This window comes from Nocardia sp. NPDC057353 (assembly GCF_042667085.1).
GTDB lineage: Bacteria > Actinomycetota > Actinomycetes > Mycobacteriales > Mycobacteriaceae > Nocardia.
Map to the genome: position 1 here is coordinate 18,251 of NZ_JBHVAK010000008.1, position 26,312 is coordinate 44,562.

General features: G+C 73.4%; 22 protein-coding genes. 13 read left to right on the plus strand and 9 right to left on the minus strand.

Going from position 1 to position 26,312, the window contains the following annotated elements; genetic code table 11:
• Nucleotides 1-111: 111 nt before the first annotated feature.
• Entirely contained in the window at nt 112-984 is an 873-nt protein-coding gene (locus ACFUUZ_RS05835) for a peptidylprolyl isomerase (protein ID WP_378692952.1), read from the minus strand.
• Between the two features lie 122 nt (nt 985-1,106).
• On the opposite strand from ACFUUZ_RS05835, the gene hisS reads away from it, so the two are divergent.
• The 3 genes from hisS (at nt 1,107) to ACFUUZ_RS05850 (ending at nt 4,189) form a co-directional block, all read left to right on the plus strand.
• Nucleotides 1,107-2,375, plus strand: coding sequence for a histidine--tRNA ligase (gene hisS / locus ACFUUZ_RS05840; RefSeq protein WP_378692954.1), 1,269 nt, complete (start codon nt 1,107-1,109; stop codon nt 2,373-2,375).
• Nucleotides 2,376-2,393: 18 nt separating this feature from the next.
• On the plus strand, nt 2,394-3,089 hold the full coding sequence (locus ACFUUZ_RS05845) for a hypothetical protein (protein WP_378692956.1): 696 nt from the start codon (nt 2,394-2,396) through the stop codon (nt 3,087-3,089).
• A gap of 89 nt (nt 3,090-3,178) precedes the next feature.
• Entirely contained in the window at nt 3,179-4,189 is a 1,011-nt protein-coding gene (locus tag ACFUUZ_RS05850; protein WP_378692958.1) for a malate dehydrogenase, read from the plus strand.
• 82 nt (nt 4,190-4,271) lie between these two features.
• On the opposite strand, the gene ACFUUZ_RS05855 is transcribed toward ACFUUZ_RS05850, so the two are convergent.
• From ACFUUZ_RS05855 to ACFUUZ_RS05870, 4 genes are all read right to left on the minus strand, one after another.
• Entirely contained in the window at nt 4,272-5,330 is a 1,059-nt protein-coding gene (locus ACFUUZ_RS05855; protein WP_378692960.1) for a 2-oxoacid:ferredoxin oxidoreductase subunit beta, read from the minus strand.
• On the minus strand, nt 5,327-7,264 hold the full coding sequence (locus tag ACFUUZ_RS05860) for a 2-oxoacid:acceptor oxidoreductase subunit alpha (protein WP_378692962.1): 1,938 nt from the start codon (nt 7,262-7,264) through the stop codon (nt 5,327-5,329). Before ACFUUZ_RS05860 ends, ACFUUZ_RS05855 begins: the two co-directional genes overlap by 4 nt.
• A 98-nt stretch (nt 7,265-7,362) precedes the next feature.
• On the minus strand, nt 7,363-8,376 hold the full coding sequence (locus tag ACFUUZ_RS05865; protein ID WP_378692964.1) for an Rv2578c family radical SAM protein: 1,014 nt from the start codon (nt 8,374-8,376) through the stop codon (nt 7,363-7,365).
• A gap of 21 nt (nt 8,377-8,397) precedes the next feature.
• Nucleotides 8,398-9,411, minus strand: coding sequence for an NAD-dependent epimerase/dehydratase family protein (locus ACFUUZ_RS05870; RefSeq protein ID WP_378692965.1), 1,014 nt, complete (start codon nt 9,409-9,411; stop codon nt 8,398-8,400).
• A gap of 136 nt (nt 9,412-9,547) precedes the next feature.
• Between ACFUUZ_RS05870 and ACFUUZ_RS05875 the strand changes: the two genes are divergently transcribed.
• Entirely contained in the window at nt 9,548-9,856 is a 309-nt protein-coding gene (locus ACFUUZ_RS05875) for a type VII secretion target (protein WP_378692966.1), read from the plus strand.
• Entirely contained in the window at nt 9,853-11,478 is a 1,626-nt protein-coding gene (locus tag ACFUUZ_RS05880) for a hypothetical protein (RefSeq protein WP_378692967.1), read from the plus strand. The genes ACFUUZ_RS05875 and ACFUUZ_RS05880 overlap by 4 nt, the downstream gene beginning before the upstream one ends.
• 33 nt (nt 11,479-11,511) lie before the next feature.
• Here ACFUUZ_RS05880 and ACFUUZ_RS05885 read toward each other — a convergent pair whose 3' ends face one another.
• Nucleotides 11,512-12,039 (minus strand): hypothetical protein, encoded by a 528-nt coding sequence (locus tag ACFUUZ_RS05885; RefSeq protein ID WP_378692968.1) that lies wholly within the window; start codon nt 12,037-12,039, stop codon nt 11,512-11,514.
• A gap of 54 nt (nt 12,040-12,093) precedes the next feature.
• Complete coding sequence (locus ACFUUZ_RS05890) at nt 12,094-13,011, minus strand: neutral zinc metallopeptidase (RefSeq protein WP_378692970.1); 918 nt, start codon at nt 13,009-13,011, stop codon at nt 12,094-12,096.
• 166 nt (nt 13,012-13,177) lie between these two features.
• Between ACFUUZ_RS05890 and aspS the strand changes: the two genes are divergently transcribed.
• Nucleotides 13,178-14,980: an aspartate--tRNA ligase gene (gene aspS, locus ACFUUZ_RS05895; protein WP_378692972.1), complete on the plus strand. Its 1,803-nt coding sequence runs from the start codon at nt 13,178-13,180 to the stop codon at nt 14,978-14,980.
• Nucleotides 14,981-15,091: 111 nt separating this feature from the next.
• Here aspS and ACFUUZ_RS05900 read toward each other — a convergent pair whose 3' ends face one another.
• Nucleotides 15,092-15,784 (minus strand): hypothetical protein, encoded by a 693-nt coding sequence (locus tag ACFUUZ_RS05900; RefSeq protein WP_378692974.1) that lies wholly within the window; start codon nt 15,782-15,784, stop codon nt 15,092-15,094.
• A 416-nt stretch (nt 15,785-16,200) separates the two neighbouring features.
• On the opposite strand from ACFUUZ_RS05900, the gene ACFUUZ_RS05905 reads away from it, so the two are divergent.
• From ACFUUZ_RS05905 to ACFUUZ_RS05935, 7 genes are all read left to right on the plus strand, one after another.
• Nucleotides 16,201-17,370 (plus strand): phosphotransferase family protein, encoded by a 1,170-nt coding sequence (locus ACFUUZ_RS05905; RefSeq protein WP_378692975.1) that lies wholly within the window; start codon nt 16,201-16,203, stop codon nt 17,368-17,370.
• A 40-nt stretch (nt 17,371-17,410) separates the two neighbouring features.
• The gene (locus ACFUUZ_RS05910) at nt 17,411-18,802 is read left to right on the plus strand and encodes a replication-associated recombination protein A (protein WP_378692976.1); all 1,392 of its coding nucleotides are present in this window, start codon (nt 17,411-17,413) and stop codon (nt 18,800-18,802) included.
• Between the two features lie 11 nt (nt 18,803-18,813).
• On the plus strand, nt 18,814-21,480 hold the full coding sequence (gene alaS, locus ACFUUZ_RS05915; protein WP_378692977.1) for an alanine--tRNA ligase: 2,667 nt from the start codon (nt 18,814-18,816) through the stop codon (nt 21,478-21,480).
• Nucleotides 21,480-22,055, plus strand: coding sequence for a Holliday junction resolvase RuvX (ruvX, locus tag ACFUUZ_RS05920; RefSeq protein WP_378692978.1), 576 nt, complete (start codon nt 21,480-21,482; stop codon nt 22,053-22,055). The genes alaS and ruvX overlap by 1 nt, the downstream gene beginning before the upstream one ends.
• Nucleotides 22,056-22,084: 29 nt before the next feature.
• On the plus strand, nt 22,085-23,641 hold the full coding sequence (mltG, locus tag ACFUUZ_RS05925) for an endolytic transglycosylase MltG (protein WP_378692980.1): 1,557 nt from the start codon (nt 22,085-22,087) through the stop codon (nt 23,639-23,641).
• 85 nt (nt 23,642-23,726) lie between these two features.
• A complete protein-coding gene (locus ACFUUZ_RS05930) occupies nt 23,727-24,563 on the plus strand; it encodes a shikimate dehydrogenase (protein ID WP_378693139.1) in 837 nt (278 codons plus the stop codon).
• 103 nt (nt 24,564-24,666) lie between these two features.
• Entirely contained in the window at nt 24,667-25,122 is a 456-nt protein-coding gene (locus ACFUUZ_RS05935; protein ID WP_378692982.1) for a B-4DMT family transporter, read from the plus strand.
• 60 nt (nt 25,123-25,182) lie between these two features.
• On the opposite strand, the gene aroB is transcribed toward ACFUUZ_RS05935, so the two are convergent.
• Nucleotides 25,183-26,301 carry a 3-dehydroquinate synthase gene (aroB, locus tag ACFUUZ_RS05940; RefSeq protein WP_378692983.1) on the minus strand — a complete coding sequence of 373 codons (1,119 nt, stop codon included), beginning with the start codon at nt 26,299-26,301 and terminating at the stop codon, nt 25,183-25,185.
• Nucleotides 26,302-26,312 lie beyond the last annotated feature (11 nt).

The window sequence follows — 26,312 nt, forward strand, 5'->3', positions numbered from 1 at the left end:
GGTAGGGAAATGGCTACCGGCGGAACTCCCTTCAGGCCCCGCGACCGAGAATGCTCCTCAGTCGAGATTACAGGATGTGCCGACGAATGTGCGTGGTCATCTGCGTGTCGTTCAGTCGATCTGGACGGTGTTCAGCGTGATGGGCTGGTTCGGCGCGCCGTCCCCGGGGCCGCCCGCGTTGTCCGTGCCGACCGCGGCGATCCGGTCCAGGGTGGCCATGCTCGCGTCGTCCACCCGGCCGAAGATCGTGTACTGCGGCGGGAGCTGGGAATCGGCGTAGACCAGGAAGAACTGGCTGCCGTTGGTGCCGGGCCCCGCGTTCGCCATGGCGAGCACGCCGCGCTGGTAGGGAACCGGTTCGCCGGCGGCGGGATCCATCGGGTCGTACTGGTCGGTCGGGTACTCGTTGTCGTACTCGTAACCGGGGCCGCCGCTTCCGGTGCCGGTGGGGTCGCCGCACTGCAGCACCTTCAGCCCCTCGCTCGCGGTGAGGCGGTGGCAGTTGGTGCCGTCGTAGAAGCCCTGGCTGGCCAGGCTGGCGAAGCTGTTGACGGTGCACGGCGATGCCGCGTTGTCCAGGGTGATGCCGAGCGGGCCCTGGCTGGTGTCGACGCTGATGCTCAGCGTGGCGTCGGCGCCGGTGGTCGGGATGCCGGTGGTCTTGGTCGGCTTCTGCACCGGCTTGTCCGCGGGCTTCTGCCCGTCCCGGTAGGTGCAGTCGACGGTCGCGGGCTTGGGCGCGACGGCGGGCAGCTCGCCCGGGACCGGGGTGCTGGAGAGCGAGGCCTCGGCCTGGTCGGCGGTGCTGTCCTCGCCCCTGGTGAGGAAGTACACGCCGACGCCCGCCGCGGCGACCAGCACGACCCCGAGTACCGACCCCGCGATCGTCAGCTGCCTGCGCTTGCGCGCCCGCTCCGCCCGGTTGGCCAGCTGGCGCTCCAGCTTCCGCTTCGCCGCGGCCCGTCGCTGTTCGTTGCTCGGCACTGGCAGATCCTCCCGTTTCCGTGACTTCCGGTAGACGAGTGTGCCATCTCGCCCGGAGGCGGCTCGCGCCTGTGCGGAACCGGTTGGACTCCGCGCCACCCGGTGGAGGAAACTGGACCACCGTGACCAAGACCAGCAGCTTCTCCGCGCCCAAGGGAGTCCCGGACTACCTGCCCCCCGCTTCGGCCGAGTTCGTCGCCGTGCGCGACGGGCTGGTCGGCGCCGCCCGGCTGGCCGGATACGGGCACGTGGAGCTGCCGATCTTCGAGGACACCGGGCTCTTCGCGCGCGGCGTCGGGGAGTCCACCGACGTGGTCAGCAAGGAGATGTACACCTTCGCCGACCGCGGCGAGCGCAGCGTCACGCTGCGCCCCGAGGGCACCGCGGGGGTCATGCGGGCGGTGATCGAGCACGGCCTCGACCGCGGCCAGCTCCCGGTCAAGCTCTGCTACGCGGGCCCCTTCTTCCGTTACGAGCAGCCGCAGGCCGGGCGGTACCGGCAGCTGCAGCAGGTCGGCGTCGAGGCGATCGGGGTGGACGACCCGGCGCTGGACGCCGAGGTGATCGCCGTCGCCGACGCCGGGTTCCGCGGGCTCGGGCTCACCGACTTCCGACTGGAGCTCACCTCGCTCGGTGACGACACCTGCCGCCCGCAGTACCGCGAGCTGCTGCAGGAGTTCCTGCTCGGGCTGCCGTTGGACGAGGAGACCAGGCGCCGCGCCCAGCTCAACCCGCTGCGCGTGCTGGACGACAAGCGCCCCGAGGTCCGCGCGCTGACCGCGAACGCCCCGCTCATGCTCGACCACCTGTCCGAATCGGCCAAGGCGCACTTCGAGCAGGTGCTCGGGTACCTGGACGCGCTCGGCGTGCCGTACGTGGTGAACCCGCGCATGGTCCGCGGCCTGGACTACTACACCAAGACCACCTTCGAGTTCGTGCACGACGGCCTCGGCGCCCAGTCCGGGATCGGCGGCGGCGGCCGCTACGACGGGCTGATGGGGCAGCTCGGCGGCCTCGAGCTCTCCGGGATCGGCTTCGGCCTCGGGGTCGACCGCACCGTGCTCGCGCTGCGGGCGGAGGGCAGGGAGGCGGGCAACCCGGCCCGCTGCGACGTCTACGGGGTGCCGCTCGGCGATGCCGCCAAGCAGCGGCTCGTCGTGCTGGCCGGGGAGCTGCGCGGCGCCGGGCTGCGGGTCGACCTGGCCTACGGCGGGCGCGGGGTGAAGGGCGCCATGAAGGCCGCCGACCGCTCCGGCGCGCGCTTCGCGCTGGTCCTCGGCGACCGTGACCTCGCCGATGGCACGATCGGGGTGAAGAACCTGGCCGACGGGGAGCAGCGGCAGGTGCCGCTGGCCGAGGTCGCGGGCGTGCTGCGCGATCAGCTCGGCTGAGCCGGAGAGGAGCGCAGGATGAACGAGGACGCCGCGCACGAGGACGCCGCCCCGAAGCCCGCGCCTGCCCCGGAGCGGCCGCCGGTCGGGCTTGACCTGGTCGAGCCCGAGGTCTACGCCCCGATGCTGCGCAGGCTCGCGCTGATCGCGGCGGGGGCGGGGCTGGTCGCGGCGCTGGTGGCCGCGGCGCTGCTCGGCCCGGCGCCCGCGCTCGCGGTGTTCCTGGTGATCGCGGCGCCGACCGTGCTCACCGTGGCGGCGCTGCGCCGCCGCCGGATGTGGCTGGCCGGCGGCGTGATCCACGCCCGCACCGCCTTCGGCGAGCGCCGGGTGGACGCCGCGGCGGCCACCGAGGTCGCGGTGCTGGTGCTGCCCGGCCGGATCAGCCGGGTCGCGCTGCGGATCACCGCGGGCGGTCCGGCGATCACCGTCCCGCTCGCGCTCTACACCGGCGGCGCCGATGCCGAGGCGGGCGCGGCCAGGGGCAGGGAGCTGCCGCTGCTCGGGCTGCGCGGCCTGGCCGACGCGCTGGCCGCCACTCCGCTGGCGGCGGCGCTGGCGCTCTCCTCGGTGCTGGTGGCGCAGCTGCGCGCCGAGGCCCGCGACGCCCCGCTGGAGCAGCGCCCGCTCTACCGCGCGGTGCGCGCCGCGCTGGACGCCGGGCACCGGCGCGCGGTGGTGCTCAGCGACCGGGAGATCGCGGACCTGGCCTGAGCTGTCTGCTCGCTCACCATCGGCGGCCCGCGGCGGTGCGGCTCAGTAGGGTTGGGGTGACCGTCCACCCTGGTGAACAGGAGTCCGTCGTGACCAGCACCGAGCGCCCCGCTCCCGTCACCGTCGCCGTGACCGGCGGCGCGGGCCAGATCGCCTACGGGCTGCTCTTCCGGATCGCCTCCGGCGCCATGCTCGGCGCCCGGACCCCGGTGCGGCTGCGGCTGCTGGAGATCCCGGCCGCGGTCGCCTCGCTGGCGGGCGTGGCGATGGAGCTGGAGGACGGCGCCTTCCCGCTGCTGGAGTCGGTGGACATCAGCGACGACCCGTGGACCGGTTTCGCCGGGGCGAATGTGGCGCTGCTGGTCGGCGCCAGGCCGCGCACCGCGGGGATGGAGCGCGCCGACCTGCTGGCCGCCAACGGCCCGATCTTCACCGAGCAGGGCGCCGCGCTCAACGCGGTCGCCGCCGACGACGTCAAGGTGCTCGTGGTCGGCAACCCCGCCAACACCAATGCCTTCATCGCCGCGAGCAACGCCCCCGACGTCCCCGCCGAGCGCTTCACCGCCATGACCCGGCTGGACCACAACCGCGCGCTCGCCCAGCTGGCCCGCAAGACCGGGGTGCCCGCCGCCGAGATCGCGCGCGTCGCGGTCTGGGGCAACCACTCCGCCACCCAGTACCCGGACATCACGCACGCCACCATCGGCGGCCGGGACGCCCGCGCGGTGCTCGCCGACCCGATCTGGGTGGAGCGCGACTTCATCCCGACCGTGCAGCAGCGCGGGACCGCGATCATCGAGGCGCGCGGCGCCTCCTCCGCGGCCAGCGCCGCGAGCGCGGCCATCGACCACATCCACGACTGGGTGCTCGGCACCGCGCCGGGCGACTGGACCTCCATGGCGGTGCCCTCCGACGGCTCCTACGGCGTGCCCGAGGGGCTGATCAGTTCGTTCCCGGTGACCTGCGCCGACGGTGCCTACCGGATCGTGCCCGACCTGGAGATCGACGACTTCTCCCGGGCCAGGATCGATCTGAGCGTGGCCGAACTCGAGCAGGAGCGCGCCGCCGTGGTCGACCTCGGCTTCGCCAAGAACGCCTGAGCCCCGCTCCCGGGCCGGAACGCGGTCGTCCGACGCCGCGTGGCCGGGCCTGCGGCGCAGGGTGGTGGGGCGCCGGGTGCGGTCAGCGCTCGGCCGGGCGGACGGTCCAGGTCTCGGGGCCGTCCAACAGCGCCTGGAGATCGCCCGGCGCTCCGGCGGCGGCGAGCTGGGCGCGCACCCCGTCGTCGTAGGTCGGCCGCGGGACGTCGCGGAGAATGCCGGTGACCACGTGGTCCAGCCCCTGGTCGCCGAGCCGGGCCAGGGCGTGCGCGTACCCGGGGTCGGCGCTGTGCGCGTCGTGCACGACGACCTTCGCCGCGTCGACCTCGTCCGCCCGCGCCACCGCCAGCCCGAACCCCGCACGCACGACGGCGAACTCGCGCTCGGCGCCGAAGCGCAGCGGCTCCCCGTGCCGGAGCGGGATCAGGTGCCGCGGCGCCTCCGCGCGGCGCAGCGCGTCGAAGGCGCCGTCGTTGAAGATCGGGCAGTCCTGCAGGATCTCCACGAAGGCCGCGCCGCGGTGCGCGACCGCCGCGCGCAGCACCTCGGAGAGCCCGGCTCGATCGGAGTCCAGTGCCCGCCCGGCGAAGCTCGCGTCCGCGCCGAGCGCGAGCGCGAGCGTGTCGAAGGGGTGGTCGACCGAGCCGAGCGGCGTCGACTTGGTGACCTTGCCCGGCTCCGAGGTCGGCGAGTACTGCCCCTTGGTGAGGCCGTAGATCCGATTGTTGAAGAGCAGGATGGTCAGGTTCACATTGCGCCGCAGCGCGTGGATCAGGTGGTTGCCGCCGATCGAGAGCGCGTCGCCGTCGCCGGTCACCACCCACACCGAGAGGTCCGGCCTGGTCACCGCGATCCCGGTCGCGATGGCGGGCGCCCGGCCGTGGATGGAGTGGATGCCGTAGGCGTCCAGGTAGTACGGGAAGCGGCTGGAGCAGCCGATCCCGGAGACGAACATCAGGTTCTCCCGGCGCAGCCCGAGCTCGGCGAGGAAGCCGCGCACCGTGGCCAGGATGACGTAGTCGCCGCACCCGGGGCACCAGCGCACCTCCTGGTCGGTGGTGTAGTCCCTGGCCTGCTGCGGAGTCAACGCCAGCGGCACGTGGGCGAGCCCGGAGTGCGCCTGGTCGTCGGTGATCGTCATCGGGTGCCCCCGGTCCGGTAGGTCGCCCGCGCGCGGGCGGCGGAGTCCTTGTCCCGCTCCAGGTCCCGGATCGAGCCGTCCAGCGCCGCGTCGATCACCCCGACCAGCTCGGCGGTCGGGAAGGCGGTGCCGGTGGTCCTGGTCCACGGCACCACGTCGACCAGGTAGCGGGCGCGCAGCAGCAGCGCGAGCTGGCCGCCGTTCAGCTCCGGCGCCACCACCGTGCGGTACCGGCCGAGCACCGCGCCGAGATTCGCCGGGAAGGGGTTGAGGTGGCGCAGCTGCGCGTGCGCCACCGCTCGGCCGCCGCGGCGGGCTCGGCGGCAGGCCTCGCCGATCGGGCCGTACGAGCTGCCCCAGCCGATCAGCAGCACCTCGGCGGCGCCGTCCGGGTCGTCCACCTCGAGGTCGGGTACGCCGATGCCGTCGATCTTGGCGCGGCGCAGCCGGACCATGAGGTCGTGGTTGGCCGGGTCGTAGGAGATGTCGCCGGTGCCGTCGGCCTTCTCCAGCCCGCCGATCCGGTGCGCCAGCCCCGGCGTGCCCGGCACCGCGTAGGGGCGGGCCAGCGTCTCCGGGTCGCGGGCGTAGGGCAGGAACTCGTGCTCGGGGTCGGGCGCGGCGAAGCCGGGGTCGATCGGCGCCAGCTCGGCCACCCGCGGAATCGCCCACGGCTCCGACCCGTTCGCGATGGCGCCGTCGGAGAGCAGCAGCACCGGCGTGCGGTGCACCAGCGCGATCCTGGCCGCCTCGACGGCGGTGGCGAAGCAGTCCGCGGGGGAGCGCGGGGCCAGCACCGGCACCGGCGACTCCCCGTTCCGGCCGTGCAGCGCCTGCAGCAGGTCGGCCTGCTCGGTCTTGGTGGGCAGCCCGGTGGAGGGGCCGCCGCGCTGCACGTCGATCACGACCAGCGGCACCTCGGTCATCACCGCCAGCCCGATCGTCTCGCTCTTCAGCGCGAGCCCGGGCCCCGAGGTGCTGGTCACCCCGAGCGCGCCGCCCAGCGCGGCCCCGAGCGCCGCGCCGATGCCCGCGATCTCGTCCTCGGCCTGGAAGGTGGTGACGCCGAAGGCCTTGTGTCTGCTCAGTTCGTGCAGGATGTCCGAGGCCGGGGTGATCGGGTAGCTGCCGAGGAAGACCGGGATCCCGGCCAGCCTGCCCGCGGTCAGCACGCCGTAGGCGAGCGCGGTGTTCCCGGTGACCTGCCGGTAGGTGCCCGGCGGCAGCGCGGCCGGGGCGACGTGGTAGGTGGTGGCGAAGCTCTCCGTGGTCTCGCCGTAGGCGAATCCGGCGCGGAAGGCGAGCAGGTTCGCCTCCGCGATCTCCGGCCGCCGCGCGAACTTCTCCCGCAGGAAGCGCTCGGTGCCGCCGATCGGGCGGCCGTACATCCAGGAGAGCAGCCCGAGCGCGAACATGTTCCGCGCCCGCTTGCCGTCCTTCTTTCCCGCTCCCGCCGCCTCGGTCGCGCCCGCGGTGAGCGTGGTCATCGGCACCCGGTGCAGCACGATGTCGCCGAGAGCGCCGTCGTCCAGGGGGTTTCCGGCGTACCCGGCCTTGGTCAGGTTGCGCCGGGTGAACTCGTCGGTGTCCACGATGACGGTGGCGCCGCGCGGCAGCTCGGCCAGGTTGGCGGCGAGCGCGGCCGGGTTCATGGCGACCAGCACGTCGGGCTGGTCGCCCGCGCTGAGGATGTCGTGGTCGGCGATCTGGATCTGGAACGAGGAGACCCCGGGCAGCGTGCCCTGCGGTGCCCTGATCTCGGCGGGGAAGCTGGGCTGGGTGGCGAGGTCGTTGCCGAAGGCGGCCGCCTCGTGCGTGAACCGGTCCCCGGTGAGCTGCATGCCGTCGCCGGAATCGCCGGCGAAGCGGATCACCACGCGGTCCAGCGGGGTGGGCCCTCGGGCCGGTGCCGGATGCTCGGGGGGCACAGACATCGCTGCCTCACCGTCCTCGTCGTCGAGTGGTGCTCGGGGCGCATCCGCCAAGGTACCCGCGCGGGCCCGCGCCGTCCGGCGTACTCGCGGGTATCGGCTCAGCCGAAGAGCGCGAGCTGCGGGGCGGGCCCCGGCTCCGGCCGCGGGGCCGGTGCGCTGACCGCGCTGTCGCGCACCAGCCCGTGCCGTTCGCGCAGCGGGTCGATCCGCCCGCGCAGCCAGGCCGCGTACTCGGGGGAGACCTGGGCGCCGCGGCCGTACAGCTGCCGGTAGCGGCGCAGCAGCGCCGGGTGGTGCTCGGCGAGCCAGCCCAGGAACCACCCCTTGGTGCTGCCGCGCAGGTGCATGGGGAAGGCGGTCGCCGACTCCGCCCCGGCCCTTGCCAGCGCGCCGAAGAGCGCGTCGAGCTGCTCGCTGCCGTCGGTGAGGTACGGGATCACCGGCGCGACCATGACGTTCACCGCGAAGCCCGCGTCGGCCAGCGCGGCGATCAGCTCCAGCCGGGCCCTTGGCGCGGGCGTGCCCGGCTCCAGGCCGCGGTGCAGCTCCGGGTCGAGCATGGAGAGCGAGACCGCGAGCCGCACCGGGACCTCGCTCGCGGCCGAGGCGAGCAGCGGCAGATCCCGGCGCAGCAGCGTGCCCTTGGTGAGCACCGAGAACGGCGTGCCGGAGGCGGCGAGCGCCCGGATGATGCCGGGCATCAACCGGTACCGGCCCTCGGCCCGCTGGTAGGGGTCGGTGTTGGTGCCGAGCGCGACCGGCTCGCGGCGCCAGGACTTGCGGCGCAGCTCACGCCGGAGCACCGCCGCGACGTTGGTCTTGACCACCAGCTGGGAGTCGAAGTCCGCGCCCGCGTCCAGCTCGAGGTACTCGTGGGTCGGGCGGGCGAAGCAGTAGCGGCAGGCGTGCGAGCAGCCGCGGATCGGGTTCACCGTCCAGCGGAACGGCAGGTTGGCGCCGTCCGGCACCTCGTTCAGCGCGCTCTTGCAGAGCACCTCGTGGAAGGTGACGCCGTCGAACTCCGGCGTGCGGACGGTGCGGACGAAGTCGGCCCGGCTCAGCCCGGGTAGCGCGCCGTCGTCCGCGTCGAGGGACTGCCCCTGCCATCGCACCCCATCAGTCGAACACCCGTTCTAGGCGGTGTCAAGCGTGTCCGCGGGCGCCTGGCGCGGCGGCAGGGTGCCGTCGGCGAAGAACCGGACCAGGTCACCGACGGTTTCTCGCATCGGGCGCGGGGCGTATCCGAGTTCGGTGCTCGCCTTGCCGTGATCGACCTCCGGCGCGGAGACCAGCGCGCCGAGCGCGGCCTTGGAGACGATGTCGGTCTTGAACAGCTTGCCGACCGGGGCGAGCAGCGGGATGGCGCGCTCGATCGGGCGGGCCGGGATGGTGAAGCGCGGCCCCCGGGTGCCGCCCGCGCGCGCCGCCTCCCGGCACAGCTCCGGCATCCGGACCATCTCCCCGCCGAGCAGGTAGTTCTCCCCGGTGCGGCCGCGCTCGCCCGCGAGGATCAGCCCCTGCGCGACATCGCGCACGTCGACCAGGTCGAAGGCGCCGTCGATCATGGCGGGGATCCGGCCGCGGGCGGCGTCGCGCAGCGTCCGGTTGATCCGGGAGAGCGGCGTGCCGTGGTCGGCGGGGCCGTAGACGCCGGTCGGGTTGCAGAGCACCGCGTCCAGCCCCTGCTCGATCACCGCGCGCAGCTCCTGCTCGCCCGCCCACTTGGAGCGGTCGTAGACCGGCAGCCCGGCGTCGGTGGAGCGCCCGGAGCGCTCGTCGATCCGGCCGCCGCACGCGTACTGGTCGTAGGCGTGGATGGAGCTGGCGTGCACCATGCGCCGGGCGCCGCCCGCGAGCGCGGCCTCGGCCACCACCCGCACACCCCTGGTGTTCACCCGCCAGGCCAGGTCGTTCCGGTCCGCCAGGGTGATCACCGCGACCAGGTGGTAGACGATCTCGGCGCCGTCGATCGCGGCGCGCACGGCGTCCGGGTCGAGCACGTCGGCGCTCACCCAGGTGACGCCGTCCGCGGCGGGGCCCGCGGGCGCGGCGCGGTCGACGGCGATCACCTGGTGACCGCGGTCGGTGAGCAGGGGGAGGAGGTTGGAGCCGAGGTACCCCGCGGCGCCGGTCACTGCGACCTTCATGGCGACGACAATATAGAACTTGTTCTAGATTGCAACACGTTCTACTTTTCCGGACATTCGGCAGCTGAATCGGTCCAGGGCTCTGCGTTATATTGACCCCACGAACGTGTACGACGATGTTGGGGGGGCAACTCGGATGACCGATCTCTCGGTGGACACCGACGGGGTGCGGGATTTCGCCGCGACGAATGCCGGGGTGGCGGGGCAGATCGCCGGGGCGGGGAATTTCGACGCGGTGGCCAATGTGTCCGCGCTGACGCCGGTCTTCGGCCTGATCGGGGCCGACTACCTGGCCATGTTCGCGGCCGCGCAGGTGCTGCAGGCGCGCGACATCAACGACCTCTCGGCCAAGGTCGGCGATCTCTCCAACTCCGCCTTCAACGCGGCCGCCGCCTACGACGGCCAGGAGGCCGCGAGCGGCGCCGTGTTCGGGGGCATGCAGTGAGGCCGCTGGACGCGGGCGGCGTGATCGCCCCGCCCGCGGAGCCGGAGCCGCTCGCGTACGAGGTGCTCACCGCGACCGCCGACCCGTCGCGGTACGCGATCCAGGACGTGGTGCTGCCGCAGCTGCCCGCCGACGCGGAGCCGGTCGATGCACCCGAATTCGTGCTGTCGCAGCGGATCACCGACGAGCCGGGCAGCACGTCAACGGTGCCCGCCGGGCTGCCGGGGCTCGCGGGCCCCGGCGCCGAACAGGATGTCCTCGCCGGGTTGCCGCCCGAGGTCGCGAGCGGGGCCGATGCCCTGCTCGGCACCGCCGCCGGCGCGCTGGACGGCGTGCACCAGCTGGCGCAGCAGGCGGGCTCGGCGCTCACCGCGGCCGCGAGCGGCGCGCAGCAGGCCGCGCGGGACAGCGGGCTGCTCGGCAGCGGCGCGACCGACGCCGCCGCGGCGCCGCTGCCCGCGCTCCCCGCCGACCCGGTCGGCGCGCTGCTGAACGGGCTCGCGCTGCCCGCGCTGCCCGGGGTCGACCTGCTCATGAAGCCGATCCTGGAGCTGCTCGGCAGCTTCGGCACCGGCGTGCTCGGCGCGTTCGACCCGACCGCCATCCTCAGCGCCTCCTCCCAGGCCATCGAGACCGCGATGCAGGTGGCCAAGGGCAGCCTGACCACGGTCGACCAGCTGTGGCAGGGCCAGGCGGCGCGCAACGCGCAGGTGGCGGGGCAGCAGGCGCAGAACCAGGGCACCGAGACCAGCACCCGCGGGGTCGACATCGCCGAGATCACCCAGCGCGCCGCGGCCGTGGTGCAGCAGGGCAATGCCCAGCTGCTCGGCATCGCCTCCTCGCTCGCGACCCAGGCGGTCGCGCTGGCGCCGGTGATCGTCACCCCGCCCGCGCAGGCGACGCTGATGGCAACGGCCACCGAGCATCTGGGCCGGGCTGTCACGGTCGCCAACACTACCCGCGGCGACCTGGCGGGGAAGACGGCCGAGTTGACGGCGGCGGTCAACCAGCTGATCGCGCCCGGCGGCGGACCCGCGCCGCAGGAGGTGGCGCAGGCGGTCATGCAGAACATCGCCGAGCCGATCATGTCGCAGGCCAAGGACGAGGTGGAATCGGCCACCACGGCCGCCGGGCTGGACACCCCGACCTCGGGCACTCCGTCCTCGACCACCCCCGCCTCGGTCACGCCCAGCGGGTCGCCGAGCGGCACCCCCGGCACGCCCGGCATCGTGCCCGGCTCGCCCACCCGCACCGGCAACCCCGGCTACACCCCGGGCACGCCGACCGGCACCGGCACGCCGAAGGCGGTGCCGACGCCGAACGCGGTGGTCGCGCCGCTGCGCGGCATGCCAGGCATGACGGGGACCCCGCTCACGGGCGCGCCGAGCAGCACGGCGGCGACCACCACCTCCGGCTCGTCCGGCTTCATGGGCGGCGCGCCGGGTGCGGCGGGCGCGGGCCAGCGCGGCGACGACGAGCACGGGCGGAACGTCCAGCCGTACCAGAGCCGCACCGGCAACGACGATCTCACCGGTCCGCTGGGGGAGTCGACGCCCGAGGTGATCGGGGCGACGCACACCGACGAGCTGTTCGGCACCGACTACGACCAGGACCAGTTCTGATCCGGGGCGGGCGCGCGCCCGCCCCGGATCAGCTCAGCGCTTCTCCTCGAAGGCGTCGAGGAGCTTGCGGTAGAGCTGGTCGAAGCGCTCGCGCGCCTGCTTCTGGTCGTCGTTCAGCCCGTCGGTGAACCCGGGGGCGTAGACGATGGCGTGCACCGCGTCGGCGTCCCGCTCCGGCATGACGTCGATGATGTGCGAGCCCTGGTCGGAGACGGACGGCATGCCGAGGTCCAGCTTCGCCAGCTCCGCCGTCTCGCTCACCGCCGCCTTGACGACGTCACCCGGAACCGTCCCCTCGACCTCGCGCGGCTCGGCGTCCGGCCCGCGGTCGGCGGCGACGGCGTCCGGCACCCGCACCGCGCGGCCGTCGGCGTACACCTGCAGCTCGGGGCGGAGGTCCACCCTGGTCTGCCAGCCGTTCGGGATGGCGGTCAGGGTGAGCAGCGGGACGGCGGCCGCGGGCGGCTGCGCGCTCGGCGTCCCCGGCTCGGCCTGCGCCGCCCCGGTGCCTGCCAGCAGGGTGGAGATCAGCAGCACCGGCAGCAGCAGTGCTCGTCGCATCGAGTGTCCTTCTCTGGAAACGGCGGCGGGCGGGTTCCCGGCCGCAGACGATGGTCAGCGCAGGGCGGGCGGGTTGTCCAGGTTTCGCGCCGAATAGGTGTCGCAGGCAGCCAACTGCCCGGTTCGATACCCCGCCAGGAACCACTTCTGCCGCTGATCCGACGAACCGTGCGTCCACGCCTCCGGGTTCACCCGGCCCTGCGAGGCCCGCTGGATCCGGTCGTCGCCGACCGCCGCCGCGGCCGACAGCGCGTCCTTGATGTCGGTCTCGGTGAGCGGCTGCAGGAACGGGACGTCGCTGCCCGGCGCGGGCGTCTTGTCGGCGTAGTGCGCCCACAGCCCGGCGTAGCAGTCGGCCTGCAGCTCGGTGCGGACCGCCCCGGACTCCGGGCCCTGCGGGTCGTTCTGCGCCCTGGCGATATCGCCGAGCTGGGTCTGGATGTGGTGCCCGACCTCGTGCGCGACGACGTACTCCTGGGCCAGCGGCCCACCGCTGGCGCCGAAGCGGTCGACCAGGTCCTGGAAGAACGAGGTGTCGAAGTAGGCGGAGTTGTCGGCCGGGCAGTAGAACGGGCCGACCTCGCTGGTGGCATTGCCGCAGCCGGTGCTGACCGCGCCGGTGAAGAGCACCAGCTTCGGCTCCTGGTACTGCACCCGCGCCTGCGCGGGCAGCTGCTCGGTCCAGACCGCGTCCAGGCTCTCCGCGGTGAGCACCACCCGACAGTCCACGTAGCGGTTCGCGTCGGCGCCGGTCTTGCAGTGCTCCGGCGTGCCCTCGCTGCTCGACCCCTCGGTGCCGCCCGCGCCGGTGAACTGGCCCAGGATGGAGCCGGGGTCGCCGCCGAGCAGCAGCGCCAGCACCACCAGGATGATTCCGCCGGCGCCGCCGCCGAGCGCGATCTTGCCGCCCCGCCCCGGCCCGCCGCCGGAGGCCCGATTCGGGTCGATCTGCAGGCCCTCGTTGAAGGTCATGTCGTCGCTTTCTGTTCGAACTGCCCGCGCGCCGGTACAGCTTGGCACGGCTATACCCGGTCGGGGTGGACGGATATCGGTTTCCCCTCGCTCGGCGGGTCTCACTACGATGGCAACCGCACTGGTCACGCCCTACCGGTGCTCGAACCACGTCGAAAGGATCCCCGTGCTGCGCACCCACTTGGCCGGCTCGCTGCGAAGCGAGCACGCCGGCCAGACCGTCACCCTCACCGGATGGGTGGCCAGGCGGCGAGACCACGGTGGCGTGATCTTCATCGATCTGCGCGATGCCTCCGGGGTGGTGCAGGCGGTGTTCCGGCAGGGTGACGCCGCGAACCAGGCGCACCGGCTGCGCGCCGAGTACTGCGTGCTGATCACCGGCACGGTGGAGCGGCGCCCGGACGGGAACGAGAACCCGGAGCTGCCGACCGGCGCGATCGAGATCGACGTGACCGAGCTGGAGGTGCTGAACGAGAGCGCCCCGCTGCCGTTCCAGCTGGACGAGCAGCCCGGCGAGGAGGCCAGGCTCAAGCACCGCTACCTGGACCTGCGGCGGGACACCCCGGCGCACGCGATCCGGCTGCGCTCCAAGGCCAACGCGGCGGCCCGCGCGGTGCTGGCCGGGCACGAGTTCGTCGAGGTCGAGACGCCGACGCTGACCCGCTCCACCCCCGAGGGCGCGCGCGACTTCCTGGTGCCCGCGCGGCTGCAGCCGGGCAGCTTCTACGCGCTGCCGCAGAGCCCGCAGCTGTTCAAGCAGCTGCTCATGGTCGGCGGCATCGAGCGGTACTACCAGATCGCGCGCTGCTACCGGGACGAGGACTTCCGCGCCGACCGGCAGCCCGAGTTCACCCAGCTGGACCTGGAGATGAGCTTCGTCCGGCAGGAGGACGTGATCCTGCTGGCCGAGGAGATCCTGGCCGCGCTGTGGAAGCTGATCGGCCACGAGATCCCCACTCCCATTCCGCACATGACCTACGCCGAGGCCATGCGGCGCTACGGCTCGGACAAGCCGGACCTGCGCTTCGGCGTCGAGATCACCGAGTGCACCGAGTACTTCGCGAACACCCCGTTCCGGGTGTTCCAGGCGCCGTACGTCGGCGCGGTCGTCATGCCCGGCGGCGCGAGCCAGCCGCGGCGCCAGCTCGACGCCTGGCAGGAGTGGGCCAAGCAGCGCGGCGCCAAGGGGCTGGCCTACGTGCTGATCGGGGAGGACGGCGAGCTCGGCGGGCCGGTGGCCAAGAACCTGAGCGAGGACGAGCGGGCCGGGCTGGCCGCGCACGTCGGCGCGCAGCCCGGCGACTGCGTCTTCTTCGCGGCCGGGCCCGCCAAGGCGCAGCGCGGGCTGCTCGGCGCCGCCCGTGGCGAGATCGCGCGCAAGGTCGGGCTTATCGACGAGAACGCCTGGTCCTTCGTCTGGATCGTGGATGCGCCGCTCTTCGAGCCCGCCGCCGACGCCACCGCGGGCGGCGACGTCGCGCTCGGGCACTCGGCCTGGACCGCCGTGCACCACGCCTTCACCTCGCCCAAGCCGGAGTCGCTGGAGACCTTCGACACCGACCCGGGCGCGGCGCTGGCCTACGCCTACGACATCGTCTGCAACGGCAACGAGATCGGCGGCGGCAGCATCCGCATCCACCGCCGCGACGTGCAGGAGCGGGTCTTCGCGGTGATGGGGATCGAGCCGGAGGAGGCGCGGGAGAAGTTCGGCTTCCTGCTCGACGCGTTCGCCTTCGGCGCCCCGCCGCACGGCGGCATCGCGTTCGGCTGGGACCGGATCGTCGCGCTGCTGGCCGGGCTGGACTCGATCCGCGAGGTCATCGCCTTCCCGAAGACCGGCAACGGCGTCGACCCGCTCACCGACGCGCCTGCCCCGATCACCGCGCAGCAGCGCCGGGAGGCCGGGCTGGACGCCAAGCCGGCGCAGGCGAAAGCCAATGGTGTCGCGGTGGCCGCGCCGCAGAGCTGAGCCTCGGGGGCGGCGGTCCGGCCGGACCGCCGCCCACCTCGGCGGCACGCCGGGCGGTCGCGCCGCCGGTGCGCGCGCAAAGCGCGGTCCGTTCCGCGGCGAGCGATCGGGTCACACCGGGGAGAGCGCGCCGCCGGTCAGGGTGCGGAAGGCGTAGGTCACCGCGAGGGTGGCGATCGGGAACGCCACCAGCAGCCCGAGCCCGCACACCAGGAACCCGAGCAGCGTGATCACCACGACGGCCAGCGTCAGCAGCACGACCGGCCAGAGGTTGCCGACCACCAGCCCCGCGCTGGCCTTCAGCGCCGCGAACGGCCCGAGGTCCTGGTCGATCACGAAGTGCAGCGCGAACATGCACAGCACGCCGACCGCGATGCCGGGCAGCAGGCAGAACGCCGCGGCCAGCAGGGTGAGGGTGAAGGCGAGCAGCGCGGTGAGCACCACGTTGCCCGCGTTCAGGTACTGGAAGAAGGCGCCGAACGTCGGTCGGTGCCCGTCCGCCTCGTAGAGCGCGCCGCGGATCATGGCCGCCTGCAGCACCCAGACGGCGACGAGCAGCACCAGGAACAGCAGCAGCACGGTGAACAGCGAGGTCGGCTCGAAGACCCGGACCACGAGCACGAAGACCAGGTAGAGCAGGACGCCGAGCGCCGAGACCGCGATCCAGGTCAGCGGATCGGCCCGGAACTTCTCCCAGCCGTAGCTGATGGCCTGCCCGACGTCGAGCGCCTCGGGCGCCCGGTTCTCGTAGCCGTAGTGCGGCTGGTCGTCCGGGTACGCGCTCGCCCCCGAGCCGCTGTACATCTGCTCGGTGGGGGTGGGGCCGGTGCCTTGCGGGCCGTATGCCGGACCCCCATATCCCGAACCGTCCGGTCCGGGATGGGGTTCCGGCGGCGCGGGTTGCGGCGCCGCGTGCTTCGGGCCGGTACCCTGAGGCTGCGAGCCGGGCCGGTTGTGGCTTTCGGTCATCGTCCGTTGACCCTTTCGACGCGGAGGCGGGGCGGCAGGAGGCCAAGCCTACGCGGGACGGTGTCCCCCCGCCGAAGGTCGGATCATGGTGTGCCACACCGCGGTCGAGATCCGGGCGGGCCGGGTCGCACGGGCGGGGCCGAGCACGTCGGCGCGGGTTGCGCCGGCGCCGTGCGGGACACGCCGGGCGACGCGGAAAGGTTGTCGAACCGCTCGCTGAAAGTGACCCGATGCGAGTACTTTGAGAGACGATGACCGCACTATTGGCCGAACGCGCCGCCGAAGTCGTGGCCGCAGCGCAACATTTGCTCACAAAGCGGATGGGCGCTCCGGTGAAGCTGAGTGACCCGACCGAACTCGGCGGGAGTGGCAGAACCACGGTTCTGCGGGTCCGCGTCGCGGAGAACGCCTTCTCGCTACCCCGCACGCTGATCGTCAAGCAGGTGAACGGCTCCGGCGTGCCCGGTGTGCCCGGCAGTGTGGTGCCGGGGGTCGCGGGCAGCGACTCCGCCTTCCTGCGCGAAGCCGTCTCCTACCAGTTCACCACCGCGCTGAGCCGAGAGCACCGCCCCGGCGCCTACCTGGTCGCCTACGACCTGCCCGCCCGGCTGCTGATCCTCAGCGACCTCGGCGAGAACGCCAAGATGACGCACGTGCTGCGCGCGGGCACCCAGACCGCCACGCACAACAGCCTGATGGCGTACGCGCAGGCGCTCGGCCGGATGCACGCCGCGACCGTCGGCCGGGAGGCCGATTTCGTCGCGCTGCTGCGCCGGGTCGACGTGGTGCACCGGATGGACGGCATCGCCCAGCAGGCGCAGGCCGCGGTCTCCGAGGTGCCGGGCATGCTGGAGCGCGAACTCGGCGTCGACGTGCCCGGCGAGATCGCCGAGCGCATCGTGCGCGGCAACCGGTTGTTCACCGCGGGTCGCTTCCGCGCCTTCAGCCCCTCGGACCTGTGCCCGGACAACGTGATCCTGAACGACGAGGGCGCGCGGTTCCTCGACTACGAGTGGGGCGGTTTCCGGGACGCCTCGCTGGATGTCGCGTACGCGCTGGTCTCCTTCCCCGGCTGCCTCTGCGACGTCGAGCTGCCCCGGCACCGGGCGCAGCAGATGATCGAGGCGTGGCGCTCCGAGGTGGTCGGGGTCTGGCCCGCGCTCGCCGACGACGAGCTGCTGGCCGAGCGGATCCTGGAGGCCAGGCTCATCTGGGTGTGGCTGAGCACCTACTGGTTCCTGCCCGTCGACCACCTGCGGATCGCCGCCGCCCGCGAGCACGGCCTCTCGGTGCCGCGCTCCGAGGCGCTGATCAACCGGTGGGCCGCGCTCGCCGAGGACGCCCGCTGCATCGGCGACGACCACGTCGGCGACTTCGCCGAGCGGGTCTCCGCGACGCTGGAGGAGCGCTGGTCGGTCTGACCGCTCGGCGCGGGTGAGCAGGCCCGGTACGGTCGAACCCATGAGCGAAGGGCTGTTCGACGTGCCCGGATCGGCGTCGGCCGAGCCGGAATTCGCGTCCGTCGAATTCCGGGGCGCTGGCGAACTCGTTCCGCTCGCCGTCCGGATGCGGCCGGAGACCCTGGACGAGGTGGTCGGCCAGCAGCACCTGCTCGGCCCCGGCTCGCCGCTGCGCAGGCTGGTCGAGGGCTCCGGCGCGGCGTCGGTGCTGCTCTACGGCCCGCCCGGGACCGGGAAGACCACGCTCGCCTCGCTGGTCTCCACCGCCACCGGGCGCCGCTTCGAGGCGCTCTCCGCGCTCTCCGCCGGGGTCAAGGAGGTGCGCGGCGTCATCGAGCTGGCCCGGCGCAGGCTCACCGCGGGCGAGCAGACCGTGCTCTTCATCGACGAGGTGCACCGCTTCTCCCGGACCCAGCAGGACGCGCTGCTCGCCGCGGTGGAGAACCGGATCGTGCTGCTGGTCGGCGCCACCACCGAGAACCCGTCCTTCTCCGTGGTCTCGCCGCTGCTCTCGCGCTCGCTGGTGCTGCAGCTGCGCCCGCTCACCCCGGACGACATCCGCGCGGTGCTGCGCCGCGCGCTCGCCGACCCGCGCGGCCTCGGCGGCGCCTACACCGTCACCGACGAGGCGCTCGAGCACCTGGTCCGGATCGCGGCGGGCGACGCGCGGCGCGCGCTCACCGCGCTGGAGGCGGCCACCTCTTCGGCCACCGGCGGCGCCGTCGACCTGGCGCTGGTCGAGGCCAGCGTGGACGAGGCCGCCGTGCGCTACGACCGCGCGGGCGACCAGCACTACGACGTGATCAGCGCGTTCATCAAGTCCATCCGCGGCTCCGACGTGGATGCCGCGCTGCACTACCTGGCCAGGATGATCAGCGCGGGCGAGGACCCGCGGTTCATCGCGCGCAGGCTGGTGGTGCACGCCAGCGAGGACATCGGCATGGCCGACCCGATGGCGCTGCAGACCGCGGTCGCCGCCGCGCAGGCGGTGCAGCTGATCGGCATGCCCGAGGCCAAACTGGCGCTGACCCAGGCCACCATCCACCTGGCGACCGCGCCGAAATCCGGTGCGGTGGTGGCGGCGATCGGCGCGGCGCTCTCCGACGTGAGCGCGGGCAAGGCGGGCTCGGTGCCGCCGCACCTGCGCGACGGCCACTACGCGGGCGCCGCCGGGCTCGGCAACGCGCAGGGGTACCGCTACCCGCACGACCACCAGGGCGGAGTGCTCGCGCAGCAGTACCCGCCGGACGAACTGGTCGGCGTCGACTACTACGCCCCGACCGAGCACGGCGCCGAGCGCGAGGTCGCCGCCAGGGTCGGAAAACTGCGCCGGATCGTGCGCGGGCTGCGGGCAGGGCCGGGCAGCGGAAAATCGGATGAACCGGGCCGGTAGGCTGGACTTCCGTGCAGACCCACGACATCCGACGGCGCTTCCTGGACCATTTCGTCCGTGCCGGACACACCGAGGTGCCGAGCGCCTCGCTGATCCTGGCGGACCCCAACCTGCTGTTCGTGAACGCGGGGATGGTGCAGTTCAAGCCGTACTTCCTGGGGCAGGAGGAGCCGCCCTACCCGCGCGCGACCAGTGTCCAGAAGTGCGTGCGCACCGGCGATATCGACGAGGTCGGCATCACCACGAGGCACAACACCTTCTTCCAGATGGCGGGCAACTTCTCCTTCGGTGACTACTTCAAGGAGCAGGCCATCGGCTTCGCCTGGGAGCTGATCACCAAGCCGCAGGACCAGGGCGGCTACGGCTTCGACCCGGAGCGGATCTGGGTCACCGCCTACGAGTCCGACCCGGAGGCCGCCGAGCTCTGGCAGCGCGTCGCGGGCATGCCGGCCGAGCGGATCCAGTTCCGCGACGGCAAGGACAACTACTGGGACATGGGCGTGCCAGGACCCGGCGGCCCGTGCTCGGAGATCTACTACGACCGCGGCCCCGCCTACGGCCGCGAGGGCGGCCCGGTCGCCGACGAGGACCGCTACATCGAGATCTGGAACCTCGTCTTCATGCAGGACATCCGCGGCGACCTGAGCCCCAAGCAGGGCCACCCGCCGGTCGGCACGCTGCCGAAGAAGAACATCGACACCGGCATGGGCGTCGAGCGGATCGCCATGCTGCTGCAGGGCGTGGAGAACGTCTACGAGACCGACCTGCTGCGCCCGATCATCGCGAGGGCCGAGGAGCTGACCGGCCGGAAGTACGGCGCCGACGCGGGCGACGACGTGCGCTTCCGGGTGATCGCCGACCACGCGCGCAGCTCCGCCATGCTCATCTCGGACGGGGTGAACCCGGGCAACGACGGCCGCGGCTACGTGCTGCGCAGGCTGCTGCGCCGGATCGTGCGCTCGGCCCGGCTGCTCGGCGCGGAGCAGCCGGTGCTGGCCGAGCTGATCAAGGTCGTCTCCGAGCTCATGGCGCCCTCGTACCCGGAGCTCGGCACCGACTTCCGCCGGATCGAGACCGTCGCCGTCGGTGAGGAGACCGCCTTCCTCAAGACCCTGAGCACCGGCTCCACCCGCTTCGACACCGCGGCGGGCGAGGTGAAGGCGCAGGGCGGCAGCACGATTCCGGGCGCCGAGGCGTTCACCCTGCACGACACCTACGGCTTCCCGATCGACCTCACCCTGGAGATGGCCGCCGAGGCCGGGCTCACCGTGGACGAGGCGGGCTTCCGCGCGCTCATGGCCGAGCAGCGGCAGCGCGCCAAGGACGACGCCGCCGCGCGCAAGCACGCGCACGCCGACCTCAGCGTCTACAAGGAGCTGATCGACCGCGGCGCCACCGAGTTCACCGGCTTCGACGAGCTGACCTCCGAGGCCACCGTGCTCGCGCTGCTGGCCGACGGGGTCCGGATCCCGGTCGCCTCCGAGGGGCAGCGGGTCGAGGTGATCCTGGACCGCAGCCCGCTCTACGCCGAGTCCGGCGGGCAGATCGCCGACCGCGGCAGCATCACCGCCACCGGGCTGAAGCTGCGCGTCGACGACGTGCAGAAGATCGCCAAGAAGCTGTGGGTGCACCGGGGAACGGTCGAGCAGGGCGCCGTCACCGAGGGCGACGTGGTGCTGGCCCAGGCCGACCCGGCCTGGCGGCGCGGCGCCACCCAGGGCCACTCCGGCACGCACATGGTGCACGCCGCGCTGCGCCAGGTGCTCGGCCCGAACGCGGTGCAGGCAGGCTCGCTGAACAAGCCCGGCTACCTGCGCTTCGACTTCAACTGGCAGGGGCAGCTCTCCGAGCAGCAGCGCGCCGACATCGAGGCGGTCTCCAACGACGGCGTCGGCGCCGACTTCCCGGTGAACACCTTCGTCACCGACCTGACCGAGGCCAAGCGGATGGGCGCGCTCGCGCTCTTCGGCGAGAACTACGGCTCCGAGGTGCGCGTCGTCGAGATCGGCGGCCCGTTCTCGATGGAGCTCTGCGGCGGCACGCACGTGCAGCACTCCTCGCAGATCGGCCCGATCACGCTGCTCGGCGAGGCCTCGGTGGGCTCCGGCGTGCGCCGCGTCGAGGCCTTCGTCGGGCTGGACTCCTACCGCTACCTGGCCAAGGAGCGGGCACTGCTGGCCGGTGTCGCCTCCTCGCTCAAGGTGCCGTCGGAGGAGGTGCCCGCCCGGGTCGAGCAGCTCGTGGAGCGGCTCCGGGTCGCGGAGAAGGAGCTGGAGCGCAACCGCACCGCCGCGGTGCTGGCGAGCGCGGCCACCTTCGCCGAGCGGGCCGAGCGGATCGGCTCGGTGCTGCTGGTCGCGGCCGCGGCGCCTGCGGGCATCGGCGGCGGCGACCTGCGCACCCTGGCCACCGACATCAAGGGCAGGCTCGGCGGCGAGCCCGGCGTCGTGGTGCTGCTCGGCAATGCCGACGGCAAGGTGCCGTTCGTGGTCGCGGTGAACAAGCCCGCCCAGGAGCTCGGCTTCAAGGCCGGTGACCTGGTGAGCAGCTTCGGGCCGGGAATCGCGGGCCGCGGCGGCGGCAAGCCGGAGATGGCGCAGGGCTCGGGCTCCGACCCGTCGGGGATCGAGGCCGGGTTGGCCGCCGTGCGCGGCCGGGTGGGTGAACTCGCCGGCTGATGGCTGATTCCGAGCGGCAGCGGCCGTCGGCGGGCGCCCGCCCCGCCGACCGGCCGGATCCGGCGCGCGACCCCGGTCGCGGCAGGCGGATCGGTATCGATGTCGGCAGCGTGCGCGTCGGCGTGGCGTCCAGCGACCCCGACGGCATCCTCGCGACCCCGGTGGAGACGGTGGCGCGGGCGAAGGGGCGGGGTGCGGATTCCGCCACGGCACCGGATATCGCACGATTAGCCGAGATTGTGCGGGAGTATGAGGCGGTCGAGGTGATCGTCGGGCTGCCCAGGACATTGCGGGGGGAGAACGGCGCATCGGCCGCCGTGGCCATCGCGTTCGCGGATCGGTTGCGGGAAGCGGTCCAACCGGTTCCCGTCCGACTCTCCGACGAACGGTTGACTACCGTGTCAGCTGCACGTGCATTGCGGGACAGCGGGGTTCGCGCGCGCGGTAGCCGACAGGTGATCGACCAGGCGGCGGCGGTGGCGATCCTGCAGGGTTGGTTGGACGAACGGAGCTCGGTGGTGAAGTCGGTCGAACGCACGGTGGGACCCGAGGGAGAGGTGTCGCCGCATGTCTGACCGGCCGAGCAGGCGGGAGGCACCCCGGCATGTCTGAGCGCTGGGCGCGGGCCGAGGAGCGCTACCGCCAGAAGGAGGCCGAGCGCCGCTACAAGCGCAGGGCCCCCGCACCCACCGAGCCCGACTGGGACGGCTACGACGACGAGACCAGGGTCATCCCGCGCTACGACGACGAGCTGCCCGGCGGCTACGCCGAGGAGCCGTACCGCGCGGGCGCCTACCCGGGGGACGGGGTCTACCCGGACGAGGAGCCCGGCCACGCCGACCCGGAGCACTACCCGGACGAGCAGCCACCGCGCAGGCCCGCCCGCAGGCCGCGGCCCGCGACCGAGCGCGGCGGCGAGCCGCGGCGCCGGGACGACGACGAGCCGCCCGCGCGCGGGCGCCGCGGGCCGGGGCGCTCCGGCCGCAAGTCGTCCAGGATCGCCTCCCGCAAGGCCGAGGAGCGCAAGCGCCGCAGGCGCAACTTCTGGGTGATCGGCGCGGTCTTCACGGTGCTCGTGGTCGCCGCGGTCGGCTACGTCGGGAGCAAGCTGTTCGGCGGCATCACCCCGGCCGAGGACTTCGCGGGCCCCGGCGGGGAGCCGGTGGTGGTCGAGGTGAAGTCCGGCGACACCGCGACCCAGATCGCCGCCGCCATGTACGAGAGCGGCGCGGTCGCCAGCAGCGCCGCGTTCTACGAGGCCGCCGTGCAGAACTCCGCCATGAGCGGGGTGCAGCCCGGCTTCTACGCCATCGCCAGCCGCAGCCCGGCCAAGGCGGCCGTCGCCGAACTGGTCGGCGGCGAGGCCAGGGTGGGCAACGTGGTGATCTCCGAGGGCAGGCAGCTGCACGACCAGCACGACGTGAACACCGGCTCCCGCAAGGAGGGCATCTACACCAAGATCGCCGCGGCCAGCTGCATCGGGACCACCCCGAAGTGCGTGACCTACCAGGAGCTGGACGCCGCGGGCGCCTCCGCCGACCTGGCCGCGCTCGGCGTGCCGGAGTGGGCGCGGGCGGCGGTGAGCGAGGTCCCGGACCGGCAGCGGCAGCTGGAGGGGCTGATCATGGCGGGCTCGCTGGACTTCGACCCCAGCGGCACCCCGCAGCAGATCCTGGCGCAGCTGGTGAGCACCAGCGCGCGCAGCTACGAGGCCGCCGGGCTGCTGGAGTCCGGCAGCACCAACGGCCTCACCCCGTACGAGACGCTGATCGCGGCCTCGCTGGTGGAGCGCGAGGCGCTGCCGCAGGACATGGGCAAGGTCGCCAGGGTGATCGTGAACCGGCTCGAGGTGGGCCAGCCGCTGCAGTTCGACTCCACGGTGAACTACGCGCTGGACAAGACCGAGGTGGCCACCACCGACGCGGACCGCGCCACGAAGACGCCGTGGAACACCTACGCCATGGCCGGGCTGCCCGCCACCCCGATCTCCTCGCCGTCGCTGGACGCGCTGAAGGCCATGGAGAAGCCGACGCCGGGGGTGTGGCTGTACTTCGTGACCATCGACATGCAGGGCACCACGCTCTTCACCGAGTCCTACGCCGAACACCTGCGCAATATCGACCGCGCGCTGGAGAGCGGGATCCTCGACAGTGGGCGCTGACGGCGGTTCCGCTGCGAATTCCGACGCCGGGGCGGGCGGCGGCGTCGCGGTAGGTGCCGATGGCCGTCCCGCGGCGGACGGCGCGCTGAGCGGCAACGCGGCCCGGCCGGCGCGGCGCGCCGCGGTGCTCGGCAGTCCGATCGGGCACTCCCGGTCGCCGCAGCTGCACCTCGCGGCCTACCGCGAGCTCGGGCTGGACTGGAGCTACGAGCGGATCGAGTGCGACGCCGCCGGGCTGCCCGGGCTGGTCGCCGGGCTCGGGCCGGAGTGGGTCGGGCTCTCGGTCACCATGCCGGGCAAGGAGGCCGCGCTCGCCGTCGCCGACTCGCGCACCGACCGGGCCGTGCTGGTCGGCTCCGCCAACACCCTGGTGCGCACCGGGGTGGGGTGGCACGCCGACTGCACCGATGTCGACGGGGTCGCCGGTGCGCTGCGCGATGCCGGGGTGCGGCGGGTCGAGCGGGCCGTCGTGCTCGGCGCGGGCGGCACCGCCCGCCCCGCGCTGCTGGCGCTGCGTGACCTCGGCGCCACCGAGGTCACGGTGGTGGCGCGGGACCGGGGCCGGGCCGCGGGCGCGCTCGAGCTGGCGGAGCGGCTCGGGCTGCGGGCCGACCACACCGACTTCGCTGTGGGTCCGCTGGGCGAGCGCTGTGCCGCCGCCGACGTCGTGATCAGCACCGTGCCCGCGGCGGCCGCCGGGGCCGTTGCGGCTGCCGTCGCCGCGGCACCGGTCGTGCTGGACGCGCTCTACCATCCGTGGCCGACTCCGCTGGCGAGCGCCGTCGCGGTGGCCGGGCACACCGTGGTGAGCGGGTTGGAGATGCTGCTGAACCAGGCCTTCGGGCAGGTCGAGCAGTTCACCGGCGGGCAGGCGCCGCGGGCGGCCATGCGCGCGGCGCTGGCGGCGACGCTGCAAAGCTGACCGGTTCCGCCGTCCCGGACAGCTCCGCTCGGCCGAGCCGGGCATTTCCGCGGGAGCGGTACGGTGCTGTGGTTATGGTGATGGGCATGAACGGTAGGTGGACATGAACACATGGGTGCTGCGCGCGGTGGTTCTCGGCGCGCTGGTGGTGTTCCTGCGGGCCGCGCTCGGCTTCGCGATGGTGAACTGGCCCACGCACGGCGCGGTGCTGCGGCTGCTGTGCCTGCTGGTGCTGGTGGCGGCGGTCGTCGCCTGGGGTGTGCTGGACGGCAGGGCCGACCGGGCGCGGATCGAGCGCGGCGGCCAGGGCGCCGACCTGACCATGCGCTGGCTGCGGGCCGGGCTGGCGGGCGGGATCGGCAGCGGGCTGGTGGCCTGGATCCTGGACTTCCTGCCCCGCTTCGACCTCGGGGACAACGGGCTGCTCTTCGAGCTGACCGCGGGCGCCGCCTTCATCGTGCTGCTGATCTTCGTGCCCGCGCTGATCGGCGCCGCCATCGGCAGGCGGGCGGGCGGTGGCCGCAAGGCGGGCACGCAGCCGCAGGCCGCGCCTGCGTAACTCCCCCGGTCGACGTCGTCGAGCGAGGGGGCGGTCCCGACGGGGACCGCCCCTTCTTCGTCAGAGCAGGACGGCGCCGTTGTCCGGCGTGGGCTGCTTGGCCACCACGGAATAGGCGGCGGCGAGCAGCGCCGGGTCCGGCCCCTCCAGGCGGCCCGGCTTGGCCAGCCCGTCCAGCACCACGAAGCGCAGCACCCCGGAGCGGGTCTTCTTGTCGGTCTGCATCCCCTCCAGCAGCTGCGGCAGCGCGTCGGCGTCGTAGCCGGTGGGCAGCCCGAGCGCGGACAGCACGCTGCGGTGCCGGTCGGCGGTGGCGTCGTCCAGCCGCCCGGCCAGCCGCCCCAGTTCGGCGGCGAAGACCAGCCCGACCGAGACGGCGGCGCCGTGCCGCCAGCGGTAGCGCTCGCGGCGCTCGATGGCGTGCCCGAGGGTGTGGCCGTAGTTCAGGATCTCGCGCAGCCCGGCCTCCTTGAGGTCGGTGCCGACCACGTCCGCCTTCACCTGGATGGAGCGGCGGATCAGCTCCGGCAGCACGTCGCCGGTGGGGTCGAGCGCGGCCTGCGGGTCGGCCTCGATGAGGTCGAGGATCACCGGGTCGGCGATGAACCCGGCCTTCACGATCTCGGCCATGCCCGCCACGATCTCGTTGCGCGGCACCGTCTCCAGCGTCACCAGGTCGACCAGGACGGCGGCGGGCTCGTGGAAGCTGCCGACCAGGTTCTTGCCCGCCTCGGTGTTGATGCCGGTCTTCCCGCCGACCGCGGCGTCCACCATGGCGAGCAGCGTGGTCGGCACGTGCACGATGCGCACCCCGCGCATCCAGGTGGCGGCGACGAAGCCCGCCAGGTCGGTGGCGGCGCCGCCGCCGAGGCTGACCACGACGTCGTTGCGGGTCAGCCCGATCCGGCCGAGCACCTCCCAGCAGAACCCGGCCACCGCGAGGTCCTTGCCCGCCTCGGCGTCCGGGATCTCGACGCGGTGCGCGTCCACCCCGGTCTCGGCGATCGCGGCGCGCACCGCCTCCGCGGTCTCGGCCAGCGGCGGCTGGTGGAAGATCGCCACCGTGCGGACCCCGCCGCCCGCGGTGACGGACTCGACGAGTTCACCGAGCAGGCCGCGGCCGACGATCACCTCGTACGGGTCGGCGGTCTTCACCTGGAGACGGGTCGGCTCTGTCACGTGTGCTCCGT

Coding starts and splice junctions, on each gene's coding strand:
- ACFUUZ_RS05905 (WP_378692975.1), top strand. CDS start 16,201: ATGACCGCACTATTGGCCGAACGCGCCGCCGAAGTCGTGGCCGCAGCG.
- ACFUUZ_RS05910 (WP_378692976.1), top strand. CDS start 17,411: ATGAGCGAAGGGCTGTTCGACGTGCCCGGATCGGCGTCGGCCGAGCCG.
- ACFUUZ_RS05875 (WP_378692966.1), top strand. CDS start 9,548: ATGACCGATCTCTCGGTGGACACCGACGGGGTGCGGGATTTCGCCGCG.
- ACFUUZ_RS05885 (WP_378692968.1), bottom strand. CDS start 12,039: ATGCGACGAGCACTGCTGCTGCCGGTGCTGCTGATCTCCACCCTGCTG.
- ACFUUZ_RS05845 (WP_378692956.1), top strand. CDS start 2,394: ATGAACGAGGACGCCGCGCACGAGGACGCCGCCCCGAAGCCCGCGCCT.
- ACFUUZ_RS05900 (WP_378692974.1), bottom strand. CDS start 15,784: ATGTACAGCGGCTCGGGGGCGAGCGCGTACCCGGACGACCAGCCGCAC.
- ACFUUZ_RS05855 (WP_378692960.1), bottom strand. CDS start 5,330: ATGACGATCACCGACGACCAGGCGCACTCCGGGCTCGCCCACGTGCCG.
- ruvX (WP_378692978.1), top strand. CDS start 21,480: ATGGCTGATTCCGAGCGGCAGCGGCCGTCGGCGGGCGCCCGCCCCGCC.
- ACFUUZ_RS05935 (WP_378692982.1), top strand. CDS start 24,667: ATGAACACATGGGTGCTGCGCGCGGTGGTTCTCGGCGCGCTGGTGGTG.
- ACFUUZ_RS05860 (WP_378692962.1), bottom strand. CDS start 7,264: ATGTCTGTGCCCCCCGAGCATCCGGCACCGGCCCGAGGGCCCACCCCG.
- ACFUUZ_RS05870 (WP_378692965.1), bottom strand. CDS start 9,411: ATGAAGGTCGCAGTGACCGGCGCCGCGGGGTACCTCGGCTCCAACCTC.
- mltG (WP_378692980.1), top strand. CDS start 22,085: ATGTCTGAGCGCTGGGCGCGGGCCGAGGAGCGCTACCGCCAGAAGGAG.
- ACFUUZ_RS05890 (WP_378692970.1), bottom strand. CDS start 13,011: ATGACCTTCAACGAGGGCCTGCAGATCGACCCGAATCGGGCCTCCGGC.